This is a genomic window from Bacillus sp. FSL M7-1345, from assembly GCF_038006985.1.
In the GTDB taxonomy this organism is placed as follows: domain Bacteria; phylum Bacillota; class Bacilli; order Bacillales; family Bacillaceae_G; genus Bacillus_A; species Bacillus_A cereus_U.
In genome coordinates this window covers 2,381,275-2,399,043 of record NZ_JBBOWG010000001.1, presented here as the reverse complement: position 1 = coordinate 2,399,043, position 17,769 = coordinate 2,381,275, and the positions used below count along the sequence as shown (strand labels likewise).

Here is a 17,769-nt window from a genome sequence, read left to right as displayed (position 1 = left end):
TCTTGAAATGAGTATAGAGGATATGGTGTATAACAGTGTATCAACGCATATAACAGTTGAATAAAAATATAGTTGATTCCCTCCATGTTTTTCGCTTTAATTGAATTAAAAAGAAAAACAGGTGATTCTATGAAGATAGTACTGCGTAAAGAATCCAACATACCATATTACCAACAAATATATATGCAAATTGTTGAGAGAATTCAAAGCGGGATGCTTTCACATGGCGATTACCTCCCTTCTTTACGTTCTATGGCCGATGATTTGCAAATTAGTTTATTAACTGTTCGTAAAGCTTATAAACAGTTAGAAACGAAAGGTTATATACGAATTGAACAAGGAAAAGGTGCCTATATACATAAACGTGTGAATAAAGATTTCAAACCAATTCCGTATCAATGGCAACAAACGAAATCCATTAATGTTATGCGTTCTCAATATGTAATGAACCAACACCGTAAATATTTCGATTTTTCACAAGCGATCCTGTATCCACGTTTATTACCAAATCCGTTTCTTTCAGATGAAATGCACAAATTACTTAATAAGGATCAAATGATATTAGCAACTTACGGACCTGTTCAAGGCGATAAAGAACTTAGAGTGGAAATAACGAACTACTTAAAAGAACACCAACAATTAGTTATAGATCCATCTCAATTATTAATTACAAGTGGTGCCCAGCAAGGAATTGATTTAATCGCTCAAACATTATTAAAGCCCGGAGACTTAGTGTTAGTAGAAAGTCCATGTTATGGAGCGGCGCTTGATGTATTTGTTAATAAAGGAGTTCAAATTATCCCTGTTAGTCTTGATAACAACGGAATTCGCTCAGACTTAATCGATGATATTTGTCAAAGGAAAAATCCTGTCTTGTTATATGTGAATCCTACTTTTCAGAATCCAACAGGTACTTTGATGAGTAAAGAACGAAGAATAGAGCTTGTAGAACTAGCAGAGTTATATAACTTCTTCATTATTGAGGATGACTCTTTCGGAGAAATTTATTTTGAGGATGCTATAGTACCTCCCACCATAAAAAGCTTTGATACAAATGGTCATGTTATATATTTAAAAGGATTTAGTAAAACGTTAGCACCAGGCCTTCGCATCGCGGCGCTTGCAGCTGAAGGTCCTATTTTTGAATGGTTATATGCAGTGAAAGCTTCTATGGATATTGGTAGCCCTTTATTAACGCAGAAAGCACTACTTCCTTTTTTACGGGCGGAACGAATGAAAAATCATTTAGAAAAATTACGTACAGCTTTACAAATTAGACGTGATTTAACAATTGATATATTATCTCCATTAAAAGAATTAGAATTTGAAATACCTAATGGTGGATTTAACTTATGGGTTACACTTCCACAGTCAATCGACCCTTTTACATTATTACAAAAAGCAAATGAAGTAGATGTTTCTTTTTTACCTGGAACAGCTTGTCTATTAAACCATGAAAATCAATATAATCATTTACGAATTAGTTATTCAATGTTAAATGATAAAGATATGTTGATTGGATTAGAAAAATTATATGATACAATTGCCAAGTTTAAATCAATGTTTTAAATTCCAAAACAACAACTAACCTCTTATTCACACAATTAAAAACCAACACTTTTAAATTTTATTAAAAGTCAAGATATAAGCTGAACCTATTATTAATAGTGAATTCTTATCTAATGTCATACATTATATGTATAGAAATTAAAAGGATAGAAGAGCTTGAATAACTTCGCCCTATCTATCCTCTTTTTAACCACAAATGACTAATCATAGATCGCCCTTCACACGCTTGAGGAAGGAGAATTCTTTCGGTAAATTCGTTAAAGTTACAGTTAGATATGCATATTACAAGAAATACATATAGTATATACAGAATTTAAAATCCCACCATTTTAAGATGTTTTCTTCCCCTATAAAATTTATTTTATAGGGAATTCATTATACTTATTAAAACAACAACATGATATAGACAAAGCCAAAGAATAAACATAATGGACTATAGAACCAAGTGTCGTATCTAGCAAACTGAGAATGTTTAATTTTCTTGAAAAATCCAACGAACTTAAAATCACCAATTGCCCTAATAATGAAAACTAAAGCACAGACAATACTTCCAATTTTAGATAAACTATTTGCTTGGAACCCCTGCAAATAACCTACTTGAACAACAATAATGACACTAGCTAATAGAATAAGAATGGCTACGGATAATGTTCCCCCTATTCTCGGAGTAAAAGCAGGCTTATGTTCTCCCTCTTTTACTGGGAGAACAGCGGCAGAACCCCATCGACCTCCAAAAGCCCAATAAATATGCAAAAAACTGATAAACCACAGAAGCCCTACAGCTACTACTATTAATAGTAATTTCATTTATTCGCCCCCAATTTCGTAACTTCAAAGATAACATACACTACCGTATGTTACAGTGAAAATTTTGTCCCTTCAGGTTTTATAACCATATTAGGGACATTTATTATCGAATAATCAATTATGCCTCAGCATAATTCCGTGACATCCGCCGGAGGCTTTAACTTCTTTCAGTGGATGTTTGGACACCCGCTGAAAGAAGTTAAAAGCTCAACCATTTTATCAATATCAAAATTAGGATTTGCTTCAAACCTTGTCATCCACCCTACATACGTTAAATAGGCAAGTCTCGCCCGATCAATTGATTCAGTTTCGTCTATGCCCATTTTTTGATACAATTTTGCAACACAAGAAATTCTTTGTTCTTCTATATCTACTAAACGTGCTGCCACAACAGGATCATATTTAGCCCAAGTATAAATACCATTCTCAATTTTTTTATCTCGATTAAAACTAATCTGTAATAGCTGTTCTAAAGAGGCATCTTGTTGCTCCATACTTTGAACAATCAGCTTTGTTGCATGTACTTCCCAAAAGTCGAGCATAGAATCTAAAAGCTCTTGATGGTCACGAAAATAGTGATAGAAGCTTCCTTTGCTTATTTTTAGCAATCGAGCAAGTGCTTCAATGCGAACTTTATGTATACCTTCATTAGCTAATTGTTGTAATCCTACTTTTATCCAGTCTTCCCTCGTTACTTGCATATCATCTCTCCAGTAAAATACGGCAGCGTATGTTTTACGTTAGATTACTACTATTCTCATTTTTTGTCAATTATTCATTCTGTTTATTTTTATGAACTTTATGTTAATCGTAATATTGATCGTCATCACCCTTGGTAAAATACAAGCACATACAAGTTCCAATTAAGTTCATTCTTTTTAATAGGAACTGATGGCGGCCTTCTTAAACGGCCGATTAAAGTACAAAGTTTAGATGTTTCACCAGCAGAACGTATTGACATTATTATTGATTTTTCAAGGTTTGTAGGAAAAAAAGTAGTATTACAAAATGGAAGTGATTTAGATAATCCAACTGGTGAGATTATGGAGTTCCAAGTAACGAAACCATTATCCTGCCCAGATAAAAGTAAAATCCCATGCATTTTAAGTAACATTGACTTTATTCCATTAGAAAAAGTAAACGTAAAAAAAGTAAGACGATTAACATTAAATGACTCAGAGGATGAATTTGATCGTCTCATGCTTTTATTAGATAATAAAGAATGGGCCGATCCAGTGACAGAAACACCTTTATTTAATTCTGTTGAAATATGGGAGTTATTGAGACTCCCACGACTAAAGTCGCAAGCCCGAATCCTTACGGATTTACGGGTGGGATTCTTGAATGACTAAGCGTTCGCAATCCATTTCTGTTTTGAACAGCCTTCAAGATAAGGGCATCTCATTGCCCCTCCTAAACCAGACCATAAAGGTGCTTAGGCTGATTGACTGTTACCATCAATCACAGTTGCGTAGCGAATATTCATCGCTCCAACGATATCACGATGTGTCTTAAACCCACATGGACACTTGTATTTTCTATCTCGAGCCTTATTCTTTTCAGCACATTTCGGACAACTTTGACTTGTATAAGCTGGATTCACATATTCAATCTGAATACCAGCTATCGTTGCTTTATAGGCAATACATTGTGCCAAACGATAGAATGACCAAGTGTGTAGATTTTTTTCGTTTTTACGGCTTGTTCTTGCCGTCTGTCTTATATTCGTTAGTTGTTCTAATCGAATGACAGAAATACGATTTGCAATCGCAAAATTAATAATTGCACGACTTATTTTGTGATCTTTATCTTGCATCCATCTTTGCTCTTTATCATCCATTCGCCGAATGGCATTCATTTTTTTGTCTTTTCCTAACTTCTTACGAACACTACGAAACTTACGCTTCTTATATTTATTGTGCCTACCATTCCCAAAGAAACTGACCTTATCATCATCTGTGATTGCTACCGCAGGGACTTTGAGACCTAGGTCTACTCCTAAAATTTTCGTCCCTGCTCTTTCATTTGTAGGAAGTGTGACAGATATTTGGGCCATCCACTTATTCGATTTCTTTGTGATACGAAGTGTACCTAACTTATGTTTTAACAAATCCAAATTGCGATTTTTTTTATCGATTAATAAAGCACGGACCTTTAAACGAGTTGACTTTCCTTTTACCTTAAACGGGATTGAAATATGAGTGGAGTCAAATGAATAATTTTGATTGTTCCATACACAAACAGGTCTCTTTAAAATCGGAATGATTTTATACTTGCTTTTCTTTACTTTTGTAGCAAATAAGCCTTTCGCGTCTTTAATTGCTTGATTCTTCACCGCACTTGGTATATTCGCTTCAATATCTTTCGTACTTTTTTTCGTACTTTCCTTTGTTTCAACCATTTCAGATATAAGTGTATTTATAACTTTGATATATTCGTGACTGCTTTGTTCCAATAAACAGATTTGTCCTTTTGTTGGAATCAATTTCACTTTCACTGTTAGGGTCTGTGACATACGTTTCATCCCCTTGTTTTTTGATTTTCAACATCGTGTTCATTTGATACATTTCTAGCAATCATAACAAAATCAGAACGTGTTTATAAACTTTACAACTGCATGAAACGAGGAGGTTTTCCTCTCAAACACTTTGAAACATTCTTCTATCATCATTTATTCTAGTTATATCATTTACTTTCGAAAGATTCCAACAAAAACACCCGAAGAAAGTACCTATACTTTGGATACTTAAAGTACCACAAACCTTGCGATTTTTAGTGGTACTCCGTATCCAACCTCACTTTCATCCCATGCCTAAAGGCAATGGGCTTTCTTGTTCAGGAAAAACTGTAAATTTGACCGTTGGGATTCATCCTATTCATATACATCTAGTTAATTTTCGAGTTCTTGATCGTCATGATTTGAATGGAAACTTGTTAGATCCTCTCCCAGCTGATTTCGGTTTAAAAGATACCGTGCTTGTAGCAGGTGAACAAACCGTTCGAATCATAATGAAGTTTGAGCCCTATTCTGGAGATTATGTATGGCATTGTCATCGTTTAGAGCATGAAGACCATGATATGATGAGACCGTTAAAAATCATACCTTCCAATCTTAACAGACACAAATCAAATTGATAGATACATTAAATAACACGAAAGTCCCTTCAGTAATACTGAAGGGACTTTTACATGTTTGCGAAAAGTACAAGAAGCGCTTTTCAGTCTACAACTATTTTTTAAAATTGTATTGCTCTAAAAGCTTCTCTAGCATTTCCAAAGTAACTGGTTGTGCCTTAGTAGTTAGTTGATACCCAATCCGTCCATTTGTTTCTACGGTTGCTTGTTGTAAATTCTTGATTTCATGTATGCCTTTTTCTCTCAGATGCATAAATAATTGTTGTTCTGACATTTTTGCACATAATAAATTCTTTTTTAAGATTTCTCCGTTTTCTATAACAATAATGCTAGTTCCATTTAGAAACTTTTCTACTTTTCGTGATTTCAATTCAATAAAATGAATGATAAGTAAAACACCCGCAAAAATAAACGCAGCAAAAATAGATGGGACTACTTTCCTACTTAATATAGGTTCTACAATAATACGACCTATAGAAACAACAATAATAATTTCAGCTCTCGTCATTTGGCTAACAGATTTACTACCTGTCAATTTTAAAACAATAATCCCAGTGAGGATTAAAATAATACTTTCAAAAAGTATATTCATTACAGCCCAATCCTTTAATAGTGAATGTTACTAGTATTCCCATTAAAGGATTTTTATGATATTTCACACACTCTTCAGACCATGAAGGATGTAAAGGTATCCATCCATACTCTTTACGTGTTTTATTATTTGAAGCACTTCTATCCCGGCTATTACTGGTATAGCACCAACTTTCTTTATTGCTTCTACTTGCGATTCATTACGAATCATTGCAAACACCGTATGACCTTCTCTTATTAACATTAGCAATAAAGAACGTCCTATTACACCAGTTGCACCTGCTACAAAAATTTTCATATGTGTTCCTTCTTATTTTGAATATTATAATTGAGAAAAAAATATATAAGGTATGTGACAAATATTTAGTTAGTTTTTTCATTATTCATATGAAACGTATACTTTTAAAGGATTAATTATCCCTTGCCCCAATTCCTCAAAACATTGTATGAGTGCAGTATAATGTATTTCATGTTGAAAAATTTCTTCTATAAATGGTGTTTGTTCTATTTTTCTAAAAAACCAATCTGCATGTTTTTGATAATCGTATCCGTCACTTGACCCAATGATTTGCAATTCTTTCCGATAAAAGTCGGCGGTTAATGTTAGTTCTACTTTATTACCATCAGAAAGTATACATATTACACCATTACTGTTAAGTGCTTTTTGCAATGTACGGAATCCGCTATTTGTAGCTGAACATTCGAAACCGTAACTATATGTTTCTATTATTTTCTCTTCTGAATCATATATGTTTTTTGCACCAAATTTCTTTGCAAATTCTCTCCTATTTCTATTAGGTTCAACAACATCCACATGATCAACACCTACATAATATTTTAAGAAATAACATGTGAGTAAACCCATAACCCCCATGCCAGTTATTAGTACTTTTTTATTCTGTAGTGGGTTTAATTTTAATACTCCTTTAGCAGCATCACATGACAGAATGGATAATAAGGCAAATTTAGGCTTTATATAACTAGGTACTCGAGTTACTTTATGTCCCTTAACTATTCCTATCGTTTGATGCCCATAAAAAGAAACTACTTTATCGCCTACGCTTAAATTTGTTACTTTACTACCAACTTGAATAACTTCACCATAACTTTCATATCCAGTTTCTCTCGGATATAAAGGATTAACATCTGAAATGTCCGATTCTTTATACTGTGGTAACTCTGCCCCAATACTTATTGCACCTGCGATTGTTTTAACGATAATTTCATCATCCTGTATGGGCCTAATTTCACCCGTTTCCCACTTTAACTGTTTAGATCCTTCTAAAACTAATTTATATTGTTCCATTGAAATCCTCTCACTTTATAAAAATATATTCACACTAAACTTCAAGCTATAATAATCAATATGAAAGATTCATCCAAAATTAAAGCTATAATGTTGGCTAGCACTCAACAGTGATAACATGATAATTGAATTTGATGGATATGGAATTAATGAGTATGCTATTGGCCCTAACTGTTCTATTAACGAGTTAATAGTAATGTATTTAAACGTGAAAAATGAAGAGTTATCTAATGAGAATCTTGTAAGTTTATTTTGTGCACGATATCATTTTGAAAACATTCCAAAGTCATTACAAGAAAACATTACGTGCAATGTCGTCATTGATTTAGACACGGACTATATTTATATCCCTAATAGATAACAATAACCTAATAAACTAAAATGATTTAATGTAACTTACGATTCAGACAAAAATTTAATAAAATAAGTAATTGCCCAAATGGAAGTCGCGAATTGAGTGACAAAATACATTGTCCATTCGAAAGAAGTCAGTTTTCTCTCTCGTTTAATCTTCTTTAAGTATCTGTAAAATATTAATGTACTCAAAAACATAAGTAATAAAGATAATTGTTGTAAATCATCGACTATACGTACCGCCATTGACTCCATCACCCTCCTATACAAAATATAAACTATACTTTAAGGATATCATTAGTTTGGTAATGCTTTTCCATTTATTCAATAAAATTTTAAAAATGTTTTATTTATAAATACAATAATCGCCTACTCATAAATTTGATGGGCGATTATTATTTTTTTAAAAATAATTGCTTTACTTCATACCATTTTCAAAATGTTTTAATTTAATCACGATATTAATAATAGGTTTTGATGTAAATGACTCTTGCAAGGAATCTCCTAATCTTGGACTTACTGATTTAAAAAAATAAAATTATTATGCCCATCTCAATTACCATTATTCCGGAAAATAATGTGCTATTATATATTCATAATTAACAAAAAATAAGAAAGAAGGGCTTGTTGTGGAAACAAGGATTATGGGAACAGAGAAGAAAATTGATTCAAAATCTCTTTTGGCTTTAGGTTTATTAATTATTTCTGGGATTGTATATCAACTCTTCGCATTTTTAGGGGATAATATGCCCGAAGTATTAGGAATGATTCTTGAAGCTTTATGGAATGTTGCATTATGTGGAATTATAGGATACTATTTTTTAGGGAAAATATCGTTAGATCAATTTAAACATTTTAAGTTTAAGACATTACTTTGGGGTGTGCCTTTAACTATAATCGTGGGTATGGGTTCCAGCTTAATATTCAGCTACATTTTTGAACCTGCAACTAAAAATTCTGTTGCTGGAGTCATAAGTATTTCTATGATTTTATATCGTGTTCCCTTTATGTTAATGGGCGAAGAGTTGCTATGTACTAATATAATTATTGCATTACAAAAATTAGGATTGAAATTTGGCACGGCATCATTAATATGTAGTGTGTTGTTCGCTTTATGGCATATTCCATCTTATGGTTTTGTGCCAATGCAGTTATTCATAACTATAATCCCAGTTAGATTAGCACTAAATTATATATGGAAAAATTCAAAAAGTATTTGGATAAGTTGGATTTGTCACCTTATTTTTGACATTATTTCATTTATACCAATGCTTAAATAACCATTTTATTTTTAAGAGGACTTTATTATTTATTTACAGTATAAAGAAAAAGAGCACTCAGCTATTGAGTGCTCTAAAAATATTAATTTTGATTTAAAACATTTTCTTCAAAATATTTTCCCCAGTCTGGTCGCCTTCCATCCATATCTGTAAATCCATACTCTCTTCCTAATTCCCATGAACTTAACGCTCGTCCCGTTTTTTCATGAATATTTGGATCGCTGGCTAAAGCTGCGACTGCTCTCCCAACGAAGAAAGGCGTTTCAGATGCGATAAAATGAGGATCTTGTTTTGCTCCGTCTCCCCAATTTTCCTCTGTTACACCAAATATATCTAACATCGCTTCTGAACGAAGGAATCCTGGACTAACTGCAACCGCTGTAATATTGTGTTGTTCTAAATCTTTCGCCATTGCTTCTGCTAAATGAATTGTTGAGACTTTTGCTAAACTATAGTATAAATTGCCTCGGTATTGATAATCGACACCATCTGTAATTTCAATTACAAGTCCCTTTTTATTATGTACCATTAATGGTACACCGTAATGGCTTGTCATTATATGAGAATGAACAGCTCTTTGTTGCATGAGTAGTCCGTTATGTAAGTTGTGTTCCCAGAAAGGTTTCTCCCATTCTGTTAAAGGATCGCCGCCCCAAACATCATTTACTAAAATATCAAGCTGTCCATTTTGTTCTTCTTGAATCTTTGTAAATAAAACTTTAATATCTTTTTCTATTGTATGGTCAACACGAACTGCGATTCCGATTTCGCCTTGCTTTGTTACAAGCTCTGCCGTTTCTTCAATCGTTTCTGTTCTTCCCATACAGGATAGATTCCCTTTTGTACTTCTTCCTGTTACATATACAGTTGCTCCAGCTTCTCCAAGCATCATCGCAATACCTCTTCCAGCACCTCTTGTTGCTCCGGCCACAACTGCTACTTTACCTTGTAATGGTTTCATTTTATTCACCTTCATTTTTATAATTCAACTTTATAACTTGGGGTATATGCTTTCTTTCATACTTCCTCGTATAGATTTCGCTATTTGGAGTAACTAATTGTAACGTAATGTCACCACAAACGCCATTTGCAATTTCAAATTCACCTTGTTCATTTGAAATACTACGTTCCTTACTTTCAATTGAATCCTCATAAATTTTCACATTTGATATAGGTTCGTTATTTTGATCTACGATTATACCTCTTGAATACATACCAACTGCTATGCATTGATCATCTTCTATATAATATTTAGTAACTACCATCGCTCCAATTACTATAGTAATACATATAAACAAGGTTATTAATTTGTGTCTCACAACAAACCTCCTTATTCGTATTATTCTTTTTTAAATTGAAAATTTAGACGTTCTGATTGTTTGATTTCCTCAATTACTTTGCGTATACCTTCTTCTATCTGATTTTCTTTTACATTCGATACATTTAACTTTAACAGTCTTTCTTTAGGAAAATCCCTTAGATAATTTTTATCAATAGTATCAATATTTATTTGAATATCACTCAATTTTTGTAAAAACATTTCCAAAATACTGGTTTTATCTATTTCTAAACAAGTATGGATTCCTATTGTATTATACTTTTTATATTTAAATAAAAGTGGGTTTTCATTATGCACTTTTTCTAATGTTTCTGCTAGTTTTTTTGATCTATTATTATAGGAGGATTTAATTTTATTTTTATGGCGTTCGAACATGCCACTCTTTATATAAATTTCTAAAGCAGCTTGAGATATCATTGGACTATCGATGTCTAAAATCTTTTTATATTTATGGAAAGCATTTGCAATAGCTGGTGGAATAACCGCCACACCGACTCGTAAACCTGGAAAAATAATCTTCGAGTAACTTTTCAAATATATGACATGATTACAATTATGTAAGCTATATAACGGATCTGCTTTTGAATCTGTTTCTAAATCTGCTAAATAATCATCTTCCACTATAAATACATTATACTTCTTGGCCAATAGCACGATTTTTTCTTTCTCATCTTTAGAATAAGACGTTCCAAGTGGATGATGATATCTCGGTATCGTATAAAAGAATTTTATTTTTCCTGTTCGAAATATACGTTCTAATTCATTCAAGTCGATGCCTTCATTCGTACGTTTAATGCCGATTACAGGAATTTCATTTATTTCTAGATATTCAATATATAAATGATATGTTGGCTGTTCAATTAATATCGTTTCGTTTTCATTCGGAAATGGTATAGAAGTTAGTATTGCAAGCGCCTGCTGCACACCTGATGTGATAAAGATATTTGCTTCTTTTGTAAAGACTTGATAATTTGCCAGCTGTTTTTGAATAACTGGAATTAAAGATGGTAAACCTTTCGGTGTTCCGTATACAAACAAATCATTTTTATATGTATCAATTGCCTTATTAATACAATGTTGAAAATCTAAGTATGGAAAAACATCTGGATCTGGTGCTGAGGAAGCAAAATCAATCATCTCGTTATTTTCTATGTAACTCCCAGATTTCTTAACAACGTAGTATCCACTTTGAGGTACAGAATAAATAATATGACGCTTTTCTAATTCATGCAGCGCTCGTATTACAGTCGCCTTATTACATTCATATTGCGTGACGAGTGACCGTATAGACGGTAATTTCTTTCCTTCTTTTATCTCACCATTTTGAATCACACTTTCTAAATCGTTTAAAATATGTAAATACTTATACATCATTACCACCCCAATATTTAAGTTGTACCGGTACAGTTTGTATTTGTTCACATTGTAGCACTAGATCAGAAAGATTACTATATACGTATACTGGCCAGTAAGAAATCAACTACTATGAGGTGAAATTATGAAAAATACAACAAAAGCATATATATCAGCATTACTCTATTCATTTATTATTGGATTTTCATTTATGTTTGTGAAACTAGCACTAACCATTACGAGCCCTCTTGATACCCTTGCTCACCGTTTTACAGTTGCTTTCATAGCAGCAAGCATTCCGGTTATTTTCGGTTTTGTAAAGTTAAATATATCATTCAAAAACATACTTGCCCTTTTACCACTTGCAATATTTTATCCAGCACTGTTCTTTGCTTTCCAAGCATTTGGTCTAGTATATACAAGTTCATCTGAAGCTGGAATTATACAGGCTGCTATCCCTATATTTACGATGATACTAGCTTCCTATTTTTTAAAAGAGTATACAAATATATGGCAAAAAACATCTGTACTCGTTTCTGTCATCGGTGTCATTTATATATTTATCATGAATGGTATCGGTGCCCATGAAACTAGCTTCATCGGAGTTATTCTCATCCTGTTATCGGCATTATCATCTGCTTGCTACAATGTATTAGCTCGAAAAATGACAAAGAAATTCAAGCTAATGGATTTAACCTACACAATGACAGCAATCGGTTTTATTAGTTTTAATTTAATCGCTATCGCTGATCATATAAATAAAGGCACAATAACTATGTACTTTAAGCCATTTACAAACGGTACATTTCTTATATCCATTTTATATTTAGGATTACTATCATCCTTACTAACGGCCTTATTATTAAACTATTCATTATCTTATATTGAAGCAGCTAAAATAAGTGTTTTTAGCAACTTATCTACACTTATTACTATAATTGCAGGTGTTGTATTCTTACACGAGCAAATTGCCTACTATCATATTATCGGTACACTTATGATTGTTCTTGGCGTAATAGGCACAAATTTTTTTGGTAAAAAAGGAATTATAACGAAAAAGAAGAATATCTCTATGAATAAATAAAAAGTGAGGGATATATAATGCAGAACTCTAATACGATTGATATTCGTAATTTACATGAGCTTGAAAAAGAATTGTCTACTTTATTAAATACGTCTATTTCTTCTGGAGAAGATTTAGAAAACTGGCTAAAAGCTCAGTCGAAATTAATATCTGAAATCGAAGAACAATTAAGATCACACTATATTGCTTTTCAATGTAATACAGATAACAAAGAAATAAAAGATACGTTTGAATATGATCAACAATATGTAAGGCCTCTTTTGAAACGTTATCAAAATTCATTTGATAATACATATTTAGAATCACCATTCCGAATGCAACTAGATCCAAAAACTTATAGCATACTTGATAAAAAAATAAAGAATGCACAAACATTATTTTGTGAGAAGAACATTGATTTAGAAGTAAAAGAAGACAAATTAGTAACCGAGTACTTCGAAATCACAGGCAGTTTAACTGCACTATGGGATGGCGAAGAAAAAACAATTACTGAACTACAGTCTTACTTACAAAATCCGAATCGTGATATACGAAAAAAAGCAAAAACGCTCATTTCTGAAAAATTCTTATCTGTTGAAAATAATTTACAACATATTTTAAATGAATTAATTGCAATCCGTCACCAAAAGGCAAAAAACATTCAATTAAATAATTATCGTGATTATATGTTTAAAAAATATGAACGCTTTGATTATACGGCTGATGATTGCTATGAACTTGCAGAATCCGTTCGTAAATACGTTGTGCCACTTATTGATAATATATTTAATGAGAAAAAAGCTGAACTTCAAGTAGATACACTTCGTCCGTGGGATCTAAAAGCAGCCGCACCAAATCAAAAAGTATTAAAACCCATTGAAGACGAGAGTGATTTAATCGAAAAAAGTTCTCATATTTTACAAAAACTAGACCCAGAATTTTCTGCATTATTGAGCCGTATGCATAAAAATGATTGCTTAGATTTAGAAAGTCGTAAAGGAAAAGCACCTGGAGGATTTTGCGAACACTTACCTGCTTCTCAATTATCTTTTATTTTTATGAATCTCAATCATACACATTATGATGTTACTACTTTCCTCCATGAAATGGGCCATAGTATTCATAATGAATGTATGAAGCAGCTAAAGCTACAAAAATATTTAGAAATCCCTTCAGAATCAGCTGAGCTAGCCAGCATGACAATGGAATTGTTTTCGATGGAGTATTGGGATACATTTTATGAGAATACAGAAGAATTTATAAAAGCAAAATTAGATTTCTTTAAAGATATTGTTAAGTATTTACCACAAATGCTTATCGTTGATCAATTCCAACATTGGATGTATGAAAATCCAAATCATACTGCTAAAGAAAGAAATGAAAAATATTTAGAATTACATAACACTTACCAATCGAATGTGGTAAATATTGAAGGTTATGAAAACTGGATAGCAACTGGCTGGTTACCTGTACTACACATATTCGAAATACCCTTCTATTATATTGAATATGCAATCGCGCAACTTGGTGCATTGCAAATGTATAAACAATACAAAGAGAATCCTAAACAAGCACTACAAAATTACAAAAAAGCATTATCTCTAGGTAGCTCTGAATCCTTACCAGAGGTATATGAAGCAGCTGGAATTCGTTTTGATTTTTCTAGTGAGACAATAAAAGAATTAATGGCATTTGTAGAAGAGGAATTGGAATTACTTAAACAAATATAAATTAAAAAATGCATCTGTCCTTATAGGTGCATTTTTTATTGTTTTTTATTCAATACAAATTGAATCTTTATCTCGCTTTATTAATAAGCTCTATATATTGTAGGTCCCCATATCCTATTGTTGGAAAAAGATTAAACAACCTTTTTAGTAACTCTTGTGTTGGTAAATCTTTATTTTTGGAGATATACTTTACTACTACATTATTTTCTTTTAGCATCTCTAAATATAAATCTATCGCCTGATACATTACAGGTAGTATCTCATGAGATGGCTTTTTATGATTTACTAGAACTTCATTGTAAACAGAAAAATAGTTCCCTAATTCAAGTTCAATTTGACTTACTTTAAATTCATCCTCTCTGAAGCTATTTAAGTATACTTTTCCCTTATAATCAGACTGTTCAAGGTAAGAAAGTACGGTAAGTAGATTCATTTGGCAAAACATATCCTCACCAAACCATAAAACGATATATTTATACTCTTTCTTAAAAAGATTCTCTAAAGGATGAATAACCTTTTTCATATAATTTTCTACAGTACCTTGATGTCCTTCTGCCCTTGTTTTAATAAACTCATCATCAAAAATCTGTGCAGTAGTCGCATTTACACACATAGCTTCATTAAATGGAGCGTAATCAGACTCTCCCATTAGTCTTTCACTTTTAAATTCTTCATACATAAATTGACCATTTAATATGTTTAGTACAGCTTTATCAAACAGCTCACTCTTCGCATTTCGTAACTGATTAACTTCAATTTTTCTAGAAAAATTCATTCTATCCCACTCCTTTCCATCATTGATTGAGAGTTTAATAAATGATTGAACCGGTATTTTGTTAAGTTGGAATTTTCCTGGGGTTATACCAAAAACAGTTTTAAATGCTCTACTATAAGCCTCTTGCGAAGAGTAATCGTAATCAAATGCGATATCAATTATCTTTCTATCATTCGTCAAATCTTCCGTTGATAAATACAATCTTCTAAGAAGAATATATCGTCTAATACTTATCCCTGTTACTTGATGAAATTTAAACGAACAGAAGTAAGGAGAATACCCCATATAATCAGATAATTTATCTAATGAAAACTCCTTTTTTAAATTGCCCTCAATCCATTCAATCATTAGCTGTATATGTTCATTCATTTATTTATCTCCCTCCTCACTAAATATTATAAGAAGTATCCACTTCTTTCTTTTGATATTTCTTGTGGTTTATAACATTAACCACCCTCTAGAACCTTTAAATATCATATGTAATTACTCATTTCATATTTTTTCAGCTATCTTATTTTGTCATACATTTACTTAACTTTCCAATAAAGTGAAACTTTAATCAGTGGGGAGTTTGTTCCTCCCCACTGATTATTATCCCATACTAATCGGACTTTTACGGGATAAATCTTTTTTAAAGGATTCTACCAAATAAAACACGAAATTTGTAATTTAAGGAACTAGTAGTTTTGTGAGTGGAAAATTTATGTTTGGAAAGGAAGTTAAAATGAATAATATAGAAAAAGAGATACTTAAACTAATTAATAAACTATATCCATTGGATTTTATTGAAATGAAACCAATAACAAATGAAATGTATCAATGTCTCACAGCACAAGGTACTTACTTCGTTAGAATTACAAACTATAAAACATATGAAGAGCAATTAGAAGAAGTTACATATACGAACTTTTTATATCAAAAGGGCTTAGGAGTCCCTCCCATAATACCTTCTTTAAAGGGGAATTTAGTAGAGAAAATAACATTAGACAAAGAAGTTTTTGCTGTATTATATAAAGCTGCTCCTGGTATACATTTACCAAGAAACGAATGGAATTCTAATGTATTTAAAAAGCTTGGTCAACAAATTGGTAAATTACATCGTGCATCTAAAAATTTTGAAAGTATTGAACCAGTAAAACATATAAACGACTGGTATGAAAATGAAGAGTATAATTTTCTTAACTATATCCCAAAAGAAGAGACTACTATAAGAGAAATTGCATCTGACGTTTTAACTTCTATAAAGGAGCTGCCAAAGTCCACTTCAAATTACGGCTTAATTCATGGAGATTTATGGTTAGAAAACATATTAGTGGACAATGATTTAAATTTAACAATGATTGATTTTCAAGACTGTGAAAAACATTTTTACATATTCGATTTAGCTGTTCCAGTCTTTAGCGCGATAGAATATTCTTTCGTTGGGAATGGCAACATAGTCGACTATGAGAATTCTATTACAAAAGCAATAATCGACGGATACCAGGAGGAAAATGATCTACCTACAGAAATGATAGAGCAGCTTCCATTGTTTATTAAATTAAAGGAAATATTCGAATATAGTTTAATGCATATGTATTGGAATAAAGAAGAGTTAACTGAGGAACAAGTACGGATAATGAACCTTTATAGAATAAAGATTGAAAAAAGCCATTCTTTAAACACAGTTGGTTTCCTATGAAGTACACCCAATTGTTACATTCAGTTTAACAATTGGGTGTACTTTTCTATAGCTAAGTTTTCTTCCAAAGACAAAATACAAGGAGCGAAACGATATTTAATCGTACAGTGGCACCTATTTTTCAATCCATTCAATGGATTTATCTAGCTTAATACCATCCTCGATATTACTTTCTTCCAAAGTATTTGCCCTAGCTTGAATACAAATAAAATAGAGAGGTTCACTTGAATTGTTACGCCAAATTCTTTCCCCCTCTTGTGCCACCCTTATGACAGTACCCTCTTTGATTTCAAGGATTTCATCATCAATCTTGAATTCCCCTTGTCCTTTGACGAAGATATACAGCTCTTCATTTTCTCTATGCTTATGATAAAAGGGCATTGAAATGCCTGGAGGGAAAACATTTAGTGAAACTTCCATCCCTGTACATTGTAAGTCATCTTTAAGAAATACCTTTCCAGGAGCTTTAAATGGATTTCCATTTTTATATTGAAGCAGATCCTCCCACTTTCCTACTTGAACAGCACTAAAATTTTTACCTTCCATTGTTGAATTAACAAATTGACTCATTTGTATTCTCCTCTCATATTTATTTTCCGTAATTTTACTTTTTATTCTCTAATAAATGAATAAATCCTCTCACAAAAAGAAACCGAATAGTCTCTTTTTTACGGTAAAAAAACGGCTCAATTAGCCATAATATGTTATTAAGAAATTTATTAGTAAAGATTGTTTTTTACATATTTATCTCTACATTTATTTTATTTAGAATTTCTAAAAAACGAA

At 32.0% G+C, this 17,769-nt stretch carries 17 protein-coding genes and 3 pseudogenes; 8 read left to right on the top strand and 12 right to left on the bottom strand.

Going from position 1 to position 17,769, the window contains the following annotated elements; genetic code table 11:
• Window positions 1-129: 129 nt before the first annotated feature.
• Window positions 130-1,569, top strand: a complete 1,440-nt coding sequence (gene pdxR, locus MHB76_RS12440; RefSeq protein ID WP_078175033.1) for a MocR-like pyridoxine biosynthesis transcription factor PdxR — start codon at window positions 130-132, stop codon at window positions 1,567-1,569.
• A 384-nt stretch (window positions 1,570-1,953) separates the two neighbouring features.
• Here pdxR and MHB76_RS12435 read toward each other — a convergent pair whose 3' ends face one another.
• Both MHB76_RS12435 and MHB76_RS12430 read right to left on the bottom strand, forming a co-directional pair.
• The gene (locus MHB76_RS12435; protein WP_078175022.1) at window positions 1,954-2,376 is read right to left on the bottom strand and encodes a DUF3995 domain-containing protein; all 423 of its coding nucleotides are present in this window, start codon (window positions 2,374-2,376) and stop codon (window positions 1,954-1,956) included.
• 167 nt (window positions 2,377-2,543) lie between these two features.
• Window positions 2,544-3,077 (bottom strand): TetR/AcrR family transcriptional regulator, encoded by a 534-nt coding sequence (locus MHB76_RS12430; RefSeq protein WP_002110077.1) that lies wholly within the window; start codon window positions 3,075-3,077, stop codon window positions 2,544-2,546.
• A 138-nt stretch (window positions 3,078-3,215) separates the two neighbouring features.
• Between MHB76_RS12430 and MHB76_RS12425 the strand changes: the two are divergent.
• Window positions 3,216-3,665 (top strand): annotated as a pseudogene (locus MHB76_RS12425) (multicopper oxidase family protein); the annotation flags it as partial.
• A 146-nt stretch (window positions 3,666-3,811) separates the two neighbouring features.
• Here MHB76_RS12425 and MHB76_RS12420 read toward each other — a convergent pair.
• Window positions 3,812-4,891, bottom strand: coding sequence for an RNA-guided endonuclease InsQ/TnpB family protein (locus MHB76_RS12420; RefSeq protein WP_016104935.1), 1,080 nt, complete (start codon window positions 4,889-4,891; stop codon window positions 3,812-3,814).
• A gap of 332 nt (window positions 4,892-5,223) precedes the next feature.
• Between MHB76_RS12420 and MHB76_RS12415 the strand changes: the two are divergent.
• Window positions 5,224-5,511 (top strand): annotated as a pseudogene (locus tag MHB76_RS12415) (multicopper oxidase domain-containing protein); the annotation flags it as partial.
• Window positions 5,512-5,605: 94 nt separating this feature from the next.
• Here the strand turns inward: MHB76_RS12415 and MHB76_RS12410 are convergent.
• From MHB76_RS12410 to MHB76_RS12400, 3 genes and pseudogenes are all read right to left on the bottom strand, one after another.
• Window positions 5,606-6,103, bottom strand: coding sequence for a DUF421 domain-containing protein (locus tag MHB76_RS12410; protein WP_078175018.1), 498 nt, complete (start codon window positions 6,101-6,103; stop codon window positions 5,606-5,608).
• 143 nt (window positions 6,104-6,246) lie between these two features.
• Window positions 6,247-6,400: pseudogene (locus tag MHB76_RS12405) on the bottom strand (NmrA family NAD(P)-binding protein); the annotation flags it as partial.
• 81 nt (window positions 6,401-6,481) lie between these two features.
• Complete coding sequence (locus tag MHB76_RS12400) at window positions 6,482-7,408, bottom strand: zinc-binding dehydrogenase (protein ID WP_078175017.1); 927 nt, start codon at window positions 7,406-7,408, stop codon at window positions 6,482-6,484.
• A gap of 118 nt (window positions 7,409-7,526) precedes the next feature.
• Here MHB76_RS12400 and MHB76_RS12395 point away from each other — a divergent pair, with 118 nt between their 5' ends.
• Window positions 7,527-7,769 carry a hypothetical protein gene (locus MHB76_RS12395; RefSeq protein WP_016104931.1) on the top strand — a complete coding sequence of 81 codons (243 nt, stop codon included), beginning with the start codon at window positions 7,527-7,529 and terminating at the stop codon, window positions 7,767-7,769.
• Window positions 7,770-7,804: 35 nt separating this feature from the next.
• Here MHB76_RS12395 and MHB76_RS12390 read toward each other — a convergent pair whose 3' ends face one another.
• Window positions 7,805-8,008, bottom strand: a complete 204-nt coding sequence (locus tag MHB76_RS12390) for a hypothetical protein (protein WP_016104930.1) — start codon at window positions 8,006-8,008, stop codon at window positions 7,805-7,807.
• Between the two features lie 383 nt (window positions 8,009-8,391).
• Here MHB76_RS12390 and MHB76_RS12385 point away from each other — a divergent pair, with 383 nt between their 5' ends.
• Window positions 8,392-9,042: a CPBP family intramembrane glutamic endopeptidase gene (locus MHB76_RS12385; protein ID WP_078175015.1), complete on the top strand. Its 651-nt coding sequence runs from the start codon at window positions 8,392-8,394 to the stop codon at window positions 9,040-9,042.
• An 82-nt stretch (window positions 9,043-9,124) separates the two neighbouring features.
• Here MHB76_RS12385 and MHB76_RS12380 read toward each other — a convergent pair whose 3' ends face one another.
• The 3 genes from MHB76_RS12380 to MHB76_RS12370 are packed head-to-tail and all read right to left on the bottom strand — an operon-like array spanning window position 9,125 to window position 11,752.
• A complete protein-coding gene (locus tag MHB76_RS12380) occupies window positions 9,125-10,003 on the bottom strand; it encodes an SDR family oxidoreductase (protein WP_340986676.1) in 879 nt (292 codons plus the stop codon).
• Window position 10,004: 1 nt separating this feature from the next.
• Window positions 10,005-10,361: a carboxypeptidase regulatory-like domain-containing protein gene (locus tag MHB76_RS12375; protein WP_002085386.1), complete on the bottom strand. Its 357-nt coding sequence runs from the start codon at window positions 10,359-10,361 to the stop codon at window positions 10,005-10,007.
• A 20-nt stretch (window positions 10,362-10,381) separates the two neighbouring features.
• Window positions 10,382-11,752: an aminotransferase-like domain-containing protein gene (locus MHB76_RS12370; RefSeq protein ID WP_078175013.1), complete on the bottom strand. Its 1,371-nt coding sequence runs from the start codon at window positions 11,750-11,752 to the stop codon at window positions 10,382-10,384.
• A 127-nt stretch (window positions 11,753-11,879) separates the two neighbouring features.
• Here MHB76_RS12370 and MHB76_RS12365 point away from each other — a divergent pair, with 127 nt between their 5' ends.
• Together MHB76_RS12365 and MHB76_RS12360 are read left to right on the top strand one after the other, a co-directional pair.
• The gene (locus MHB76_RS12365) at window positions 11,880-12,818 is read left to right on the top strand and encodes a DMT family transporter (protein WP_078175012.1); all 939 of its coding nucleotides are present in this window, start codon (window positions 11,880-11,882) and stop codon (window positions 12,816-12,818) included.
• A gap of 17 nt (window positions 12,819-12,835) precedes the next feature.
• A complete protein-coding gene (locus MHB76_RS12360) occupies window positions 12,836-14,527 on the top strand; it encodes a M3 family oligoendopeptidase (RefSeq protein WP_078175011.1) in 1,692 nt (563 codons plus the stop codon).
• Window positions 14,528-14,594: 67 nt separating this feature from the next.
• On the opposite strand, the gene MHB76_RS12355 is transcribed toward MHB76_RS12360, so the two are convergent.
• The gene (locus tag MHB76_RS12355; protein ID WP_078175010.1) at window positions 14,595-15,671 is read right to left on the bottom strand and encodes a helix-turn-helix domain-containing protein; all 1,077 of its coding nucleotides are present in this window, start codon (window positions 15,669-15,671) and stop codon (window positions 14,595-14,597) included.
• A gap of 334 nt (window positions 15,672-16,005) precedes the next feature.
• Between MHB76_RS12355 and MHB76_RS12350 the strand changes: the two genes are divergently transcribed.
• Complete coding sequence (locus MHB76_RS12350) at window positions 16,006-16,983, top strand: phosphotransferase enzyme family protein (protein ID WP_340986672.1); 978 nt, start codon at window positions 16,006-16,008, stop codon at window positions 16,981-16,983.
• A gap of 114 nt (window positions 16,984-17,097) precedes the next feature.
• Here MHB76_RS12350 and MHB76_RS12345 read toward each other — a convergent pair whose 3' ends face one another.
• Entirely contained in the window at window positions 17,098-17,553 is a 456-nt protein-coding gene (locus MHB76_RS12345; protein WP_078175008.1) for a cupin domain-containing protein, read from the bottom strand.
• Window positions 17,554-17,769: the final 216 nt, after the last annotated feature.

Coding starts and splice junctions, on each gene's coding strand:
- pdxR (WP_078175033.1), top strand. CDS start 130: ATGAAGATAGTACTGCGTAAAGAATCCAACATACCATATTACCAACAA.
- MHB76_RS12435 (WP_078175022.1), bottom strand. CDS start 2,376: ATGAAATTACTATTAATAGTAGTAGCTGTAGGGCTTCTGTGGTTTATC.
- MHB76_RS12430 (WP_002110077.1), bottom strand. CDS start 3,077: ATGCAAGTAACGAGGGAAGACTGGATAAAAGTAGGATTACAACAATTA.
- MHB76_RS12420 (WP_016104935.1), bottom strand. CDS start 4,891: ATGTCACAGACCCTAACAGTGAAAGTGAAATTGATTCCAACAAAAGGA.
- MHB76_RS12410 (WP_078175018.1), bottom strand. CDS start 6,103: ATGAATATACTTTTTGAAAGTATTATTTTAATCCTCACTGGGATTATT.
- MHB76_RS12400 (WP_078175017.1), bottom strand. CDS start 7,408: ATGGAACAATATAAATTAGTTTTAGAAGGATCTAAACAGTTAAAGTGG.
- MHB76_RS12395 (WP_016104931.1), top strand. CDS start 7,527: ATGATAATTGAATTTGATGGATATGGAATTAATGAGTATGCTATTGGC.
- MHB76_RS12390 (WP_016104930.1), bottom strand. CDS start 8,008: ATGGCGGTACGTATAGTCGATGATTTACAACAATTATCTTTATTACTT.
- MHB76_RS12380 (WP_340986676.1), bottom strand. CDS start 10,003: ATGAAACCATTACAAGGTAAAGTAGCAGTTGTGGCCGGAGCAACAAGA.
- MHB76_RS12370 (WP_078175013.1), bottom strand. CDS start 11,752: ATGTATAAGTATTTACATATTTTAAACGATTTAGAAAGTGTGATTCAA.
- MHB76_RS12365 (WP_078175012.1), top strand. CDS start 11,880: ATGAAAAATACAACAAAAGCATATATATCAGCATTACTCTATTCATTT.
- MHB76_RS12360 (WP_078175011.1), top strand. CDS start 12,836: ATGCAGAACTCTAATACGATTGATATTCGTAATTTACATGAGCTTGAA.
- MHB76_RS12355 (WP_078175010.1), bottom strand. CDS start 15,671: ATGAATGAACATATACAGCTAATGATTGAATGGATTGAGGGCAATTTA.
- MHB76_RS12350 (WP_340986672.1), top strand. CDS start 16,006: ATGTTTGGAAAGGAAGTTAAAATGAATAATATAGAAAAAGAGATACTT.
- MHB76_RS12345 (WP_078175008.1), bottom strand. CDS start 17,553: ATGAGTCAATTTGTTAATTCAACAATGGAAGGTAAAAATTTTAGTGCT.